This is a genomic window from Rhodanobacter fulvus Jip2 (assembly GCF_000264315.1).
GTDB classification, from domain to species: domain Bacteria; phylum Pseudomonadota; class Gammaproteobacteria; order Xanthomonadales; family Rhodanobacteraceae; genus Rhodanobacter; species Rhodanobacter fulvus.
Window position 1 is genome coordinate 1 of sequence record NZ_AJXU01000021.1, and the last position, 13359, is coordinate 13359.

General features: G+C 66.7%; 14 protein-coding genes and 1 tRNA gene. 1 reads left to right on the forward strand and 14 read right to left on the reverse strand.

The window, feature by feature from the left end; translation table 11 throughout:
- Positions 1-99 precede the first annotated feature (99 nt).
- The 10 genes from UU9_RS04060 to UU9_RS04105 form a co-directional block, all read right to left on the reverse strand.
- A complete protein-coding gene (locus UU9_RS04060; protein WP_007080448.1) occupies positions 100-753 on the reverse strand; it encodes a DUF6348 family protein in 654 nt (217 codons plus the stop codon).
- Between the two features lie 140 nt (positions 754-893).
- Entirely contained in the window at positions 894-1400 is a 507-nt protein-coding gene (locus tag UU9_RS04065; protein WP_007080449.1) for a M48 metallopeptidase family protein, read from the reverse strand.
- A 27-nt stretch (positions 1401-1427) separates the two neighbouring features.
- Positions 1428-3659 (reverse strand): DUF5916 domain-containing protein, encoded by a 2232-nt coding sequence (locus tag UU9_RS04070; RefSeq protein ID WP_007080450.1) that lies wholly within the window; start codon positions 3657-3659, stop codon positions 1428-1430.
- 148 nt (positions 3660-3807) lie between these two features.
- Positions 3808-4131 (reverse strand): hypothetical protein, encoded by a 324-nt coding sequence (locus tag UU9_RS04075; protein WP_007080451.1) that lies wholly within the window; start codon positions 4129-4131, stop codon positions 3808-3810.
- A 32-nt stretch (positions 4132-4163) separates the two neighbouring features.
- Positions 4164-5525, reverse strand: coding sequence for a tryptophan--tRNA ligase (locus UU9_RS04080; protein ID WP_007080452.1), 1362 nt, complete (start codon positions 5523-5525; stop codon positions 4164-4166).
- A gap of 41 nt (positions 5526-5566) precedes the next feature.
- Positions 5567-6484 (reverse strand): arginase, encoded by a 918-nt coding sequence (rocF, locus tag UU9_RS04085; RefSeq protein ID WP_007080453.1) that lies wholly within the window; start codon positions 6482-6484, stop codon positions 5567-5569.
- Positions 6485-6595: 111 nt separating this feature from the next.
- Positions 6596-6671, reverse strand: a tRNA-Thr gene (locus UU9_RS04090).
- A gap of 59 nt (positions 6672-6730) precedes the next feature.
- On the reverse strand, positions 6731-7429 hold the full coding sequence (locus tag UU9_RS04095; RefSeq protein ID WP_007080454.1) for an SPOR domain-containing protein: 699 nt from the start codon (positions 7427-7429) through the stop codon (positions 6731-6733).
- Between the two features lie 38 nt (positions 7430-7467).
- Positions 7468-8205 (reverse strand): type III pantothenate kinase, encoded by a 738-nt coding sequence (locus UU9_RS04100; RefSeq protein ID WP_007080455.1) that lies wholly within the window; start codon positions 8203-8205, stop codon positions 7468-7470.
- Positions 8202-9173, reverse strand: a complete 972-nt coding sequence (locus UU9_RS04105) for a biotin--[acetyl-CoA-carboxylase] ligase (RefSeq protein WP_007080456.1) — start codon at positions 9171-9173, stop codon at positions 8202-8204. Before UU9_RS04105 ends, UU9_RS04100 begins: the two co-directional genes overlap by 4 nt.
- Positions 9174-9378: 205 nt before the next feature.
- Between UU9_RS04105 and UU9_RS04110 the strand changes: the two genes are divergently transcribed.
- Positions 9379-9696: a hypothetical protein gene (locus UU9_RS04110; protein WP_007080457.1), complete on the forward strand. Its 318-nt coding sequence runs from the start codon at positions 9379-9381 to the stop codon at positions 9694-9696.
- 16 nt (positions 9697-9712) lie between these two features.
- On the opposite strand, the gene UU9_RS04115 is transcribed toward UU9_RS04110, so the two are convergent.
- The 4 genes from UU9_RS04115 to dusA all read right to left on the reverse strand — a co-directional run bounded on the left by UU9_RS04115 (position 9713) and on the right by dusA (position 13116).
- Entirely contained in the window at positions 9713-11089 is a 1377-nt protein-coding gene (locus tag UU9_RS04115; RefSeq protein ID WP_007080458.1) for an ATP-binding protein, read from the reverse strand.
- 4 nt (positions 11090-11093) lie between these two features.
- A complete protein-coding gene (locus UU9_RS04120; protein ID WP_007080459.1) occupies positions 11094-11786 on the reverse strand; it encodes a response regulator transcription factor in 693 nt (230 codons plus the stop codon).
- Positions 11786-12100 carry a PepSY domain-containing protein gene (locus UU9_RS04125; protein WP_007080460.1) on the reverse strand — a complete coding sequence of 105 codons (315 nt, stop codon included), beginning with the start codon at positions 12098-12100 and terminating at the stop codon, positions 11786-11788. Before UU9_RS04125 ends, UU9_RS04120 begins: the two co-directional genes overlap by 1 nt.
- Positions 12101-12189: 89 nt before the next feature.
- Positions 12190-13116, reverse strand: a complete 927-nt coding sequence (dusA, locus tag UU9_RS04130) for a tRNA dihydrouridine(20/20a) synthase DusA (protein WP_007080461.1) — start codon at positions 13114-13116, stop codon at positions 12190-12192.
- Positions 13117-13359: the final 243 nt, after the last annotated feature.

A 13359-nucleotide genomic window follows, 5' to 3' on the forward strand; every position in this document is an offset into this window, starting at 1 on the left:
CTGTTGTGGGAGCGGCTTCAGCCGCGATGCTCTTGCTGTGGAACTCCAGAGCAAAGGCATCGCGACTGAAGTCGCTCCTAAAGCGGCCAGGCGCTTGCCTCAATAATCGCGCACATCCAGCACGATAAAGCAGCGGGCGGTGTAGGCGCGTTCGCCGTCCGGCCACGCCAGTGCATCCAGCGCCTGCGTGCCGGCAGCCCATGGCTCGTTGTCGAGCAGCGCTTCGCTCTGCCCTGCGCCATCGGGCGCATGCCGGTGCGCCAGCCGCAGCCAGTGCAATTCGGGCGTCAGCGATTCGCGCTTCACCGCCGTTTCGATCGCGGCGGTCACCTCGTCCAGCATCTCGATGTCGGTGATATCGACGCCGCGCAGCGAGAACGGGCCCATGAAGACATCCCAGCTGCGCACACCGATGTCCCACGCGGCGATGCGCATGCGGCGGTCGTCGGTGACGTACCAGCAGGCGGCCAGCAGCGGATGGAAAGCGTCGTGCTCGAACGTGCGCAACGCATCCCGGCAGGCTTCGTCGCCCGTGCCCACGCCGGCAAAGCTTTCCTCGATGCGGCGGTCCTCGCCCAGCACCACGTCCACGTCCAGGCGGCCGGGCTCGCCGCCGGCGCCGTCGTGCCATTCGGCGCGGACGGCGGGGAAATCGTCATCGGTCACCAGCCAGCCGTCCTCGTCGGCGTCCAGTTCCACCCCATGCCGCTCGAACAACTGCCGCAAATATTTTTGTAGCGCCGCACTATCCATCGTCATTCCTGTTCGGTTGGCCCGGATTCCCCCGGCCGTTCTCCCTGAGCGTAGCGCAGCGCAGTCGAAGGGCCGGTCGGCGCGAATGCTGGCCTTCGGCTGCGACCCGCGCTCAGGGAGAACGGCTTCTTTCCGGCTCTTCAGCTTGCGCGCTGATTCGCCAAATCCCGCCATGTCAGATACATGCGCAGGTCGAACTCGCGCTGGTGGTATTCCGGCAGCATGTACTGGCACAACTGGTAGAACGCCTTGTTGTGGTCGTGCTCCTTCAGGTGCGCCAGTTCGTGCACCACAATCATCTGCAGGAATTCCGGCGCCGCGGCCTTGAACAACGCAGCCACGCGGATTTCCTTTTTCGCCTTCAGCTTGCCGCCCTGCACCCGCGAGATCGCCGTGTGCAACCCCAGCGCGCGCTGCACCACGTCCAGCTTGCTGTCGTACAACACCTTGTCGATCGCCGGTGCGTTGCGCAGGTGCTGCTGCTTCAGCGCGGTGGTGTACGCGTACAGCGCCTTGTCGCTCTGCACATCGTGGCGGGCCGGATAACGCCTGGCCAGGTGCTCGCCCAGGCGTTCCTGCGCGATCAGTTCGCGCACCTTGTCCTGCGTCGCGGCGGGGTAGCCCTGGAGATATTTCAGCACGGTCATGCGGGCATTCTCGCATTCGCCGCGGCGCTAGATGTCGAAGCGGTAGCTCAGCTTCACCAGCAGTTGCTCGTCGTCGCGCAGCGAGAACGTGTTGCGGAACACGCCGCCGGTGCTGTGCAGGTCGCCCTGGTCCAGCGCGTAGCCGCCGCGGCCGTAGACCACGTACAGGTACGACAGCGGGGCCAGCTCGTAGCGGTAGCGAAGCTGCAAGCCCAGGTTGCGCACGCTGAAATCCTCCACCGGCTCGTCGGTGGCCACCGCGCGGCCGTTGCCGTCCACGCGATAGGCGTCACGCAGGCGCGCGTCCAGCCCGATCGCCTGCAGCTTCAGGCGCAGCTCCTGGCGGTCGTCGATGCTCCAGTCGAAACCCGCGTTGAGCTGCAGCGTGTGCTGGTCGAAACTGCCGATCAGGTTGTCGTGCTGCCACACCAGCCAGTCGGGCGTGTGCTCGTAGTACGGGCCGGCAAAGACGCTGAACGCGTCGCTGACGAAGTAGGTGGGCGTGAACTCGATGTCGTAGCCCATCCGGCGGTTGCCGCTGAGCCCGCCGCTGACGAACTCTCCCTCCAGCTCGTAGGCCCAATCGCCGTGGCGCGGGCTTGTGCGCTCGAACGCCAGCGCCAGCGACGGCGGCAGGAAGATCGCGCCGTGCCCGCGCGTCAGCAAATCATCCCAGGCGGCCGTGTTGAGGTTGAGCTGCACATCCTCGTTGGCGCCGTTGCGCAGGGTGCTGGAGCGGCTGATGCGCAGCTGGCGGCGCAGGCGCAGGCCATGGTCGTTGTCCAGCGCGTCGATGCGGAAATGCCAGTCGTGCGAGCTGTACGCCGAATCGGGCGCCAGGCCGGTGATGCGCTTGCGCACTTCCCAATGGCCGTAGTTGAAATTGTTGCGCTCCAGGTAGCCGAAGTCGTTGATCTGCAATTGATCGCCGAAGTGCATGCCCAGCCATTGCTGGCGCCAGCCGTTGCCCATTTCGAGGTCGGCCAGCAGCGTGCCGCCGCTGCCGCGCGTGTGCGAACCGCGCTGAAGGATGTCGCTCATCACCGCATTGGTGGCCACGGTGAGCCGCGCCGTGGGCTGCCAGTGGTGATCGACGCCCAGTACGGTCGCCTCGCGATCGAGCCAGGGACGGTCGACCCGGGTCAGCATCGCGCCCAGGCTCTGCACGCCGAAATCATGGGTGACGCGCGCCGCGCCGAAGAAGCGGCCGGCCTCACCCCGCTCGTCCGCCGCCAGCACGCCGTAGCTGGTGCCGCCCACGCTGCCGTTGAGCTTGACCGCCGCGTCGATGTCGGCCGCACCGTGGCCATCGTCGGCCGATGCGCCCACCCGACGCGTGTAGATCAGCTGGCTGTTGTCATCCAGCAGGCTGAAATCGAAGATGCCCTGGTTCTCGGTGAAAAACGGCCGCTTGTCGCTGACATAGGTTTCGGTGGCGCCGAAATTCACCACCAGGTCGTCGCTTTCCACCTGGCCGAAATCCGGGTTCAGCGCGGCGGTGAGCTGGAACTGGCCGCTGGGCTTCCACAGGATGTCGGCGCCCTCCTGGAAGTGGCTGCGCCCGCGCACGTTGTCGTACAGGCCGGAGACGTACGGCGTCACCGCCAGCAGCGACTGGCTGTACGCCGGCACGTCCACACGCTGGAATTCCGACAGGAAGCGCGGCCGCTTGAAGCTGGCCGCCGGCCACGCGTCGCGCTCGCCGCTGGAGCCGGTGACGCGATCGAGATAGATGCCCAGCGTGCGTTTGCCGTCGCGGCTGGCATGCATCGGCGCGATGTACCACGGAATCAGCATCTCCACCGTCCAACCGGCGGCATCCTCGCTGACGGCGTGTTGCCAGGTGCTGTCCCAGTCCTTGCTGAAATTGCTCTCGTTGGTGATCACGGCGTCGTTGATGCCGCCGGTGGAGCTGACCACGAAGTTGTAGCCGGTGCGACCGGTGCCGTCGAAATCCACCATCAGGTTGACCCGGTCGACCTGGTCCTCGAAGTCGCGCTGCACGCGCTGCGGTGTGCGCGGCACGCCCGGCGGCTGGTCGCAGCGGAACGCCACCGCCAGCCCTTCGGGCGTGGCCAGCAGCCACGCTTCGGTGCGCAACGAGGCCGGTTCACCGGTCAGCGGCTGCACCTTGCGGAAATCGGTGACGTGCCGCGCGCCCTCCCACTCGGCCGCGTCGATGCGGCCATCGATATCCACGGCCAAGGCAGGCGCGGACACCGCGGAAAGGACGAGGGTGAACAGGCATGCAAGACGCATGTCGAGGGTTCCGGAAGCGGCGCGGGCTACGCGAGGAGGATGGCGCACCGGGGATGTGCTCACCGGCAGATGCACAGCATGCCCAAAGCGTTCGGCCGTCTCGACGGCCACAAGTCATGCGCGATGCACGATGACTGCCACGGCAGAATCAGCGGCGACGGCCCCAGCACACGTGGCGCCACACCATCGCCAACGCCAACACGCCCGCGAACGCGCCATAGCCATACAGCGCGGGCAGCACCTGTTGCCAGATGGCGCCGCTGGCGCGGCCGAACCCGTCCACCGCCGGCAACGCGGCGCGATCGAAACCGAGCAGGGCGCACTGCACCGCGGTGACCAGTGCCAGCAGCAATGCCGCCACGTCGAACACGCGACGGCCGGCCGACCGCGGCAGACTTTTGGGGTACGCCCAGTAACCCCAGCACAGGATCAGCAAGGGGGGCGCAAGCAGCATCAGGGCCAGATAACGCATCGATCAGATACTCCACCGCGCCATGCGGTACGTCATGCCTTGGCGGCCAGTTGGCCGAGCGCCTCGCGCAAGCGCCGCAGCGCTTCATCGCGGGCGGATGCATCGGCGTAGTCGGGGCTTTCCGCCACCGTCTCGCCATCCACGTCCAGCGTCATGCCGAGCTCATTCATCTGCAGCAAGGCATCGGTGGCGCCCAGGCTACCGATGCGCTTCTGCAAGGCACCGGCCGCCTTCGGATCGGCAAACGCCATCGACAGCAGCAACTGCTCGCCTTCGGCCGACAACAGGCGAAAGCGGAACTTGCCCTCGGCATCGCGGAAGCTGGCGAAGCGCGGCATCTTGCCCACCCCGGCCACTTTCTTCGTCGCGCTCGACGCGCCGGGCGCGGCGCTGGAACGCAAGCCCAACGCTTCGCGCAGCGCCGCCAGCTTGGGCGTGGCGATGGCGCGCGCCTTGGCGGCACCACGCAGCAGGATCGCCTCGATGCCGGCCGGGTCGGCCATCAGCGCCTCGTAGCGTTCGCGCATGGGCGCCACATCGGTTTCGATGCGCTCGTACAGCACCTGCTTGGCCTCACCCCAGCCCATGCCTTCTTCCAGCGCCTGGCGATAAGCGGCCGTTTCGGGCTCGGTGGCAAAGGCGCGAAACAGGGTGAACAACGCGCTGCCGTCCGCATCCTTCGGCTCGCCCGGTGCGCGCGAGTCGGTGACGATGCGCATGATGGTGTCGCGCAGCGCCTTCTTGCCGCCGGCGAACAACGGGATGGTGTTGTCGTAGCTCTTGGACATCTTGCGGCCGTCGAGCCCCGGCAAGGTGGCCACCTGTTCATCGATCTGCACCTGCGGCAGCACGAAGAACTCGCCGCCATGCAGATGGTTGAAACGCTGCGCGATGTCGCGCGCCATCTCGATGTGCTGGATCTGGTCGCGCCCCACCGGCACCTGGTTGGCGTCGAACGCCAGGATGTCGGCCGCCATCAGCACCGGGTACATGTACAGCCCGGCGGTGATGCCCGCATCGGCGTCCTCACCCGTTTCCGCATTGCGATCCACCGCCGCCTTGTACGCATGCGCGCGGTTGAGCATGCCCTTGCTGGTGATGCAGGTGAGAAACCAGGTCAGCTCGGGGATCTCGGGGATGTCCGACTGCCGGTAGAACGTGGCCTTTTCCGGGTCCAGCCCCGCCGCCAGCCAGGTGGCGGCGATCTCCAGCCGCGAGCGCTCGATCCGCGCCGCATCACCACTCTTGATCAGCGCGTGGTAGTCGGCCATGAAGAAAAACGCATCCACGCCCGGCTCGCGGCTGGCCACGATGGCCGGGCGGATCGCGCCCACGTAGTTGCCCAGGTGCGGGGTGCCGGTGGTGGTGATGCCGGTGAGGACTCGTGTGTTCATGCCGTGCCGCGCGAGGAAAACGCCAGTTTACGTTTATCGCCTCAACCGCGCAGCAAGGTGGATTTGCCGAACATCGATTCCACCAGATCCACCGCGACTTTCGCCGTCTGGTTGCGCTTGTCGTAGGCGGGATTCAACTCGACGATATCCAGCGACGCCAGCGCGCCGGTGTCGGCGATCATCTCCATGCACAACTGCGCCTCGCGGTAGTTGGGGCCGCCGCGTACGGTGGTGCCCACGCCGGGCGCGATGCTGGGGTCGAGAAAATCGACATCAAAGCTCACGTGCAGGTGGGTGTTTTCATCCATGCCCTCGAGCGCCCGCTCCATCACCCGGCGCATGCCGATCTCGTCGATCTGGCGCATGTCATGGATCGCCACGCTCGCCTCGCGCACCAGCTTTTTCTCGCCCTCGTCCACCGAGCGGATGCCGACCTGGCGAAACACGTCCGGCGTCACCGCGGGAGTGGTGCCGCCGATGCCGGTGAGCACATCCGGCCCGTAGCCGCACAGGCAGGCCACCGGCATGCCGTGGATATTGCCCGACGGCGTCGCCTGCGCGGTATTGAAATCGGTGTGCGCATCCAGCCACAGCACCCGCAACGCCTTGCCCTGCTCGCGGCAATGGCGCGCCACGGCACTGATCGATCCGATGCCCAGGCAATGATCGCCGCCCAGCATGATAGGCAGCCGGCCGTTCGCCAGCTCTCCATAAATGGCCGTATGGACGGCCGTATTCCACGCCACCACTTCGGCCAGGTGACGATACCCATCCACCGGCGGCAGCCACGGATTGAACGGCCCCTGCAGATTGCCGCGATCGACCACCTGCAACCCCAGCTTCGTCAACTTCTCCGCGATCTGCGCCACCCGCAACGCCTCCGGCCCCATCGACGCACCGCGATGCCCGGCGCCGATGTCGGTCGGCACACCAATCAGGGAGAGGTTTTTGCTGCTCATGCCAGCGGTCTCTTGATAACGGAATCAAGAACCAGTCTAGCGGCTCGACCTGCACGATTTGGTGACAGACCCGTTGCCGTGGCTGACAACACGTGAGCGATACGAGATGTGTGGTGCCGGCACCAGGAGTCGAACCCGGGACCTACTGATTACAAATCAGTTGCTCTACCAACTGAGCTATGCCGGCGCACTGGCGGCGGATTCTAGCAGGCGGGGCCATTCCCGGCCATGTGCGGGCGGCGTGCTTCAGAAGCAGGGGATGCGGCGGGAATCGATGCCGCGCGGCACATGGTTGTGCCAGCGTGTGCCCGCATCACCGGGCAGGACCAGGTCGAGCCAGTACTCGGCCACGGTCTCGCTGCGCTCGGTCACCTGGGCCGGGAAGCCAGCGGCGATCACCTCGGCGCGGCGCTTGCGCGCATTCCCCTGATCCTTGAACAGGCCCAGCGAGATGGTGTTGGGCTGTTCGCCGGAACTGACCACGAAATAGTCGTCGATGTGGTGATCGGCCAACTCGCGCGCCCGTGCCAGCGCCTGGGCGCGGGTGGCCATGGCAGGCAGATAGACCCACCAGCCATGCGATTGATTGACCTGCTCCTGGCGCGAGCGCATGCGCCGGGCCTGGCCCGAGAGCGCCTCCCGCGCGCGCCGCACATCCTCCGGCGTGGTGAACGGGCCCAGCGCCACACACGATGGCGCGGGCGCCGGGCCCTCGATCTTCGCCGCGACCACCGGTTGGGGCACGGAAGCGGGGGGCGTGGTGGGAACCGGACCGGACACGGTCGCGGACGCGACCGGTTCGGGCAATTCGGACAGCAGGCGCAGCTCGGTCACGCCCGGGTCGGTGGCCATGCCGGTGCGCGAATACGGCTGCCCCAGCAGCAGCCACGCGCCCACGGCAATGTTGAGGGCGATCAGCAAGACGAACATCAAACGCAGAAACATCGAACCCCCGTACCCGTGCCGAACGCCTTCACCGGATGCTACTCGTCTGCATCGGCCCACAACGCCAGGCCGCGCAACACCGCATTGTGGGTGACCTGCGCCGGCAGCGACAGCAGCGGCACCAGTTGCTCGGCGTCGCCGCCGCTGAGGCACAGCGTGGGCGGCGCACCCAGCTCATGGGTCGACTGCCCGACAAAGCGTTCGATCAGCGCCACCGCCGCCAGCCAGCAACCGGAGACCACTGCGTCGGTGGTGTTGTCCGCCCGCTCCTGAACCCGGCCCGCCGCGTCCATCCGCACCTGCGCGGTGGCGCTGAGCAGGGTCTGCTGCATCAGCATCGGCCCGGGTGCGATCAAGCCGCCCAGATGGCGACCGTCGGTCGCCAGCGCATCCAGCGTCAACGCCGTGCCCACGCCAACCAGCACGTGCGGCCCGCCACCATGCGCATGCGCCGCGACCATCGCCAGGAAGCGGTCCACGCCGAGCCGCTGCGGTTCGGCATACGCGTTGCGCACGCCGCAAGCGGCCGCGGGCGAACGGCGCCAGTCGATCGGCTGAGCACACAGCCGCATGACGATGGCGGCGACCAGGGCTTCACGACTGGCATCCGCGACGGAGGCGGCCAGCACGAGGTCAGTGCGCGGCCAGGGCGCCAGTGCTTCGGCCAGCGCCGCGTCGAGGTCCTCGTTCCAGCCCACGGCGCCCTGCGCCAGCCAGCGGTCCGACGTCAGCGCCCATTTCAGGCGGGTGTTGCCCAGATCCAGCAGCAGTTTCATGCGCGACGCACCGAGACGTCGGCGCTGTCGACCTTGCGCCTTTCGCCGTCCGGCAGGCGCACCAGCAAGGCGCCGCGGCTGTCCACGCCGTCACCGATGCCTTCGAATTCCCCCTGGCCGCCGCTGACGGTGAGCGGTTGTCCGCGCAGCAGGTCGTAACGCGCGTAATCGGCGGCGAAGGCCTCGAAGCCATCGCGCTCGAATGCTCGGAGACCGTCGATCAACGCCCCGACCAGCGCGGCGGCCACGCGGTTGCGATCCGGCGGTGTGCCGCCAGCCAGGGTGGCCAGGTCGCATACCGGCTGTCCCGCCTGCTCGCGCAATTGCGGGGTCAAACGCACGTTGAGGCCTACACCGATCACCGCCGCGCACGGCCCCTGGTATTCGCCGCTGAGTTCCACCAGCACGCCGGCAAGCTTGCCTTCGGTGGCGAGCACATCGTTGGGCCATTTCAGGCCGGCCCCGGCGATGCCGAGCTGCTCCAGCGCGCGCAGCACCATCACGCCGATGGCGAGGGAAAGACCGGACAAGGCGGCGAAACCGGCATCGAAACGCTTCAGGCAGGACAGGTAGATGTTGAGCCCGGGCGGCGACAGCCAGGTACGCCCGCGGCGCCCGCGCCCTGCGCTCTGGGTTTCCGCAAACACCATGCCGAGATCCGCGGCGGCGGCGATGCGCCGCTGCAATTCGCTGGAGGTGGAATCGAGCTGCCAGTGCACCTCGAGCCCACCCAGGGCGGCGACATGATCGGCGCTCAGGGCGGCACGAATCCGCCCCGCCTCCAGCAACTGCAGCGGCCACGGCACCTTGTAGCCGGCGCTGCCCGATGCCACAGGCAAGCCGAGCGCGCGCAGCGTTTCGATCTGTTTCCAGATCGCCGCACGGGTCAACCCGGCCCGCGCCGCCAGTTCCACACCAGACACCGTCTCGCCACTGGCCAGCAGCGGCAGCAACGCCTCGACCGCCATCAGAAACCGCCGCTCATGGCGGCGCGGGGAGGGTGGGATCGGGGAGAAACGGAGAGAGGAATACGCATGGGGCAGATAGTAACGGGACAGTTCAGGGAGCGGCAGACCCAATTGTTAAAACCAAGTTATTCAAGGCACTGGCACTGTCCGAACATTTCTGACACGATCCCGGACCTTCGCATGCGGATCAAGGATTTGAGTCGCCATGAATGTAAAACATTGGTTCATTGGCTGTGTGGTCGGGTTGGCGGGCGTCGGCGCCACGCTGACCGTGCACGCCAATCAGGCCGACCCCACCACCAGCGCGCGCATGTCGCCTGACCGTGGTGCGCGCATCGTGGCGGACCCGGATGGCGCCTGCCCTGCACGCGAATGCCCGACGACGGACGAAGCGGCCGGAAACGACACCCAGCGGCCGGATACGCACAGCAACCGTTCCGGCGGCGGATCGGCGACGCCATCCAGCTCCGGCCGTCGTTCACACCTGGGTTGGCAGTCGCTGCTGCCGGGCTCGATCCAGTAGGCGAAAGCCGCCGCGCTCAGGCGTGGGTCAATTTCACGCAGAAGCGGGCGCCGCCGAATTCCGGCGAACGGTCCACGCCCAGCTCGCCGCGATAAGCCCGCACGATGTCCTGCACGATGGACAGCCCGATGCCGTGGCCCTGCACTCTCTCGTCGCCACGCACGCCGCGCTGCAAGACCTTGTCGATCTTGTCCTCCTCGATGCCGGGGCCGTCGTCTTCCACGCTCAGCACCAGGTTCGGCCGCAGGCGGCCGGGCTGCGGCTCTGATTTCACCACCAGCAACACATGGTGGTTGGCCCATTTGAAGGCGTTCTCCAGCAGGTTGCCGAGCAATTCCAGCAAGTCGCCCTGCTCGCCGTAGAACACGGCGCCTTCGTCGATATCGAATTCGCACAAGACGTTCTTGGCGGCGTAGACCTTTTCCAGACTTTGCACCAGATCCTCGGCGTGTCCGGCGATCGGCACCGCGCTGGCGAATGTTTGCCGTCCGGAGGTGGCTGCGCGGGACAACTGGTAGGCCACCAGTTCGTCCATCCGGCGCACCTGGTCGAGCACGGCGCTGCGACGCTCCGCCTCTTCGCCGGTGGTTTCCAGTTGCGAACGGATGACCGCCAGCGGCGTCTTCAGGCTGTGCGCCAGGTCGGCCAACGTGTGCCGATAGCGCGTGCGCTGCTCGCGCTCGTTGTCGATGAAGGCATTGATGCGGTGCGTGAGGCCGGTCAACTCCAGCGGATACTGGCTGTCCAGATGTTCGCTGTCACCGCGCTCGACGCGGCTCATGTCGTTGGCCACCTTGCGCAACGGCGTCAGGCTCCAGCGCAGCAACAGCATCTGCAGCACGATCAGCATCACGCCCAGGATCGCCAGCCACATCACCAGGGTGCGCCGGTACACCGCGTTCTCGCCTTCGAACTGATCCTCCGTCTGCGCCACCATGAAGGTGAGCTTGACCGAGCGGTTGTCCGAGCTGTCGAAGGCCACGCCGTAGGCGTAGTAGTAAAGCCGACCCATGCGGGTATCGACGGGGCCCACGAACTGGCTTTCGCCCGGCTGCAGCGGCTTCAGGAAATGGAAATCACGGCCGATCGCCGACGAGGACTCCCAGTGGTAGCCACGCTCACCCAGCGCCATCGCGTACAGGCCGGAACCGGGCCGCATGAAGTTGGGGTCGGGCGGGGAATCGGGCAGCAACACCTTGCCGTACCGGGTCACCTCGGTGCCGGCCAGGTAGGCGATCACGAAATTCTGCAGCCGATCCTGCAGGCTGCTGCGCGCGGCCCGGTACTGGGCCTGCGACAAGGTCAACCCGACGATGCCCAGGAACGCCGCCAGCGCGAAGCCGGTGGCGATCGCCGCGCGCGCCGCCAGCGACAGCGGGCGGCGCGGCGGCACCGGGTTATTCGTCGTCGCCGTCGGTGCGCGGGATGGCAAAGCGATATCCGCGTCCACGTACCGTCTCGATGGGTTTGAGGGTGCCTTCCGGGTCCAGCTTGCGGCGCAGGCGGCCAATGAACACTTCCAGCACATTCGAGTCGCGGTCGAAATCCTGCTGGTAGATGTGCTCGGTGAGGTCGGCCTTGGACACCAGCTCGCCCGCGTGCAGCATCAGGTATTCAAGCACCTTGTATTCGTAGCTGGTCAGGTCGACCAGCTTGCCCTCGACCGACACCGTCTGCGCAGTCGTGTCGAGCTTGATCACGCCGCACGCCAGCACCGGCTTGGACCAGCCGCTGGCGCGACGCACCAGTGCATTGATGCGCGCCAGCAACTCCTCGACGTGGAAAGGCTTCACCAGGTAATCGTCGGCGCCGTGCTTCAGCCCCTCGACCTTGTCCTGCCAGCTGCCGCGCGCGGTGAGAATCAAGATGGGATAACGCTGGCCGTGCTCGCGCAGTGCCTTGACCAGCTCCATACCCGACATCTTGGGCAGGCCCAGGTCGATGATCGCCAGGTCGAATGGCACCTCCCGCCCCAGGTAGATGCCCTCCTCGCCGTCCTGCGCCGCGTCAACCGCAAAACCGTCCCGCTTCAGGCGGGCCGCCAGCGTCTCGCGCAATGGCGCCTCGTCCTCCACCAACAGGATGCGCATCAGTGTTTCTCCTTGCTGCCTCCGGCCCTGCCGGAGGAACTTCTGGTTGACCGGGTCGAGCCCGGTGTCTTTCCCGTTTCCGACGATACCGCGACCACCCGCACATGTCCTTCCGGCGTGAGCACCTTGATGCGGTACTCCAGGCGACGGCCGAGTCGATGCGGCTCGGCCGACAATACCTTGCCGCCGGTATCGCTCTGCACCTGCCTCACCGCCTGGTCCAGCGTCACCGCCGGCGCCGCCTGTGGCTCGGCCATGGCCGCGAAGGCCCACATCAGCAGCGCCGTCAGCGCCACACTCCTGCCCATGTTCATCCTCAACCGTCCGCACGTTACCTGCCCAATTGTGCAGCCTAGGTAACAAGGCCTGAATAGCGCCCGGCCGGGCGCGCGCACGCCACCCATCAGTTGACCTGCAACGCCGCCTGCTCCAGCACGTTCCAGCCCGCTCCCGGCAGGTGCGCGTTCTCGCTGATGACGCGACGAAACCCACGCGCACCCGGCTCGCCCTGATACAGCCCGAGCACATGCCGGCTGACGTGTTTCAGCGCGGTCCCGCGCGCCAGCTCCGCCTCGATGTAAGGCCGCATGTGCCCGAGGATGTCGTCACGCGAAGGAAGCGGCCGACCGTAGAGCGCCGCCTCGATCTGTGCCAGCAGGTAGGGGTCGTGGTACGCCGCCCGGCCCAGCATCACGCCATCCACCTGGCGCAGATGCGCCTGCACCTGCTCCACCGTGACGATGCCGCCGTTGATGACGACGATCAGCTGTGGAAACTCGCGCTTCAGCCGGTACACCCGCTCGTAGTCCAGCGGCGGGATGTCGCGGTTCTCCTTCGGCGACAACCCCTGCAGCCAGGCCTTGCGTGCATGCACCGCCAGCACGCCCACACCCGCCTCCAGCATGGTTTCGGTGAAATGCTGCAGGTCGGCGTAATCGTCCTGGTCGTCCACGCCGATGCGGCATTTCACAGTGACCGGAATGCCCACCTCCTGCTGCATCGCCCGCACGCAATCGCCCACCAGCGCAGGCTCGCGCATCAGGCAGGCGCCGAAACGCCCGGATTGCACCCGGTCAGACGGACAGCCGACATTGAGGTTGATCTCGTCATAACCCGCATCGGCCCCCAACCTCGCCGCCAACGCCAGCTCGCGCGGATCGCTACCACCCAGCTGCAACGCTAGCGGATGTTCCTGCTGACTGTGTTCCAGCAACCGCAACTGCCCGCCACGCACCAGCGCCGCGCTGGTCACCATCTCGGTATACAAGCGCGCTCGCGGCGACAGCAGGCGATGGAAATAGCGGCAGTGGCGATCGGTCCAGTCCATCATCGGGGCGATGCAGACGCGCCAGTCGGCAGCGTGGAGAGGCGACGGTTGGGGCAGGGAAACGGCAGACATCCCTACATGTTCGCCGAAAATGGCGCCGCTGTCGCCACATCGTGGCGCCCGCGCCAGAGCAGCAACCGTGCGGCCGAACCGCGTATGGTGGTTCGACGCAATGCGGCCGGAGCCCGAGGTAAACCTTCCCCAAACAGAAGGTATAGATCGTTCAAAGTGTGACGCAATTCACTT

Excerpts from the sequence above, each read along its gene's own strand:
- UU9_RS04125 (WP_007080460.1), bottom strand. The coding sequence starts at position 12,100 with ATGAACATGGGCAGGAGTGTGGCGCTGACGGCGCTGCTGATGTGGGCC.
- UU9_RS04070 (WP_007080450.1), bottom strand. The coding sequence starts at position 3,659 with ATGCGTCTTGCATGCCTGTTCACCCTCGTCCTTTCCGCGGTGTCCGCG.
- UU9_RS04095 (WP_007080454.1), bottom strand. The coding sequence starts at position 7,429 with ATGTTTCTGCGTTTGATGTTCGTCTTGCTGATCGCCCTCAACATTGCC.
- UU9_RS04080 (WP_007080452.1), bottom strand. The coding sequence starts at position 5,525 with ATGAACACACGAGTCCTCACCGGCATCACCACCACCGGCACCCCGCAC.
- UU9_RS04100 (WP_007080455.1), bottom strand. The coding sequence starts at position 8,205 with ATGAAACTGCTGCTGGATCTGGGCAACACCCGCCTGAAATGGGCGCTG.
- UU9_RS04060 (WP_007080448.1), bottom strand. The coding sequence starts at position 753 with ATGGATAGTGCGGCGCTACAAAAATATTTGCGGCAGTTGTTCGAGCGG.
- UU9_RS04065 (WP_007080449.1), bottom strand. The coding sequence starts at position 1,400 with ATGACCGTGCTGAAATATCTCCAGGGCTACCCCGCCGCGACGCAGGAC.
- UU9_RS04105 (WP_007080456.1), bottom strand. The coding sequence starts at position 9,173 with ATGGCGGTCGAGGCGTTGCTGCCGCTGCTGGCCAGTGGCGAGACGGTG.
- dusA (WP_007080461.1), bottom strand. The coding sequence starts at position 13,116 with ATGATGGACTGGACCGATCGCCACTGCCGCTATTTCCATCGCCTGCTG.
- UU9_RS04120 (WP_007080459.1), bottom strand. The coding sequence starts at position 11,786 with ATGCGCATCCTGTTGGTGGAGGACGAGGCGCCATTGCGCGAGACGCTG.
- UU9_RS04075 (WP_007080451.1), bottom strand. The coding sequence starts at position 4,131 with ATGCGTTATCTGGCCCTGATGCTGCTTGCGCCCCCCTTGCTGATCCTG.
- rocF (WP_007080453.1), bottom strand. The coding sequence starts at position 6,484 with ATGAGCAGCAAAAACCTCTCCCTGATTGGTGTGCCGACCGACATCGGC.
- UU9_RS04110 (WP_007080457.1), top strand. The coding sequence starts at position 9,379 with ATGAATGTAAAACATTGGTTCATTGGCTGTGTGGTCGGGTTGGCGGGC.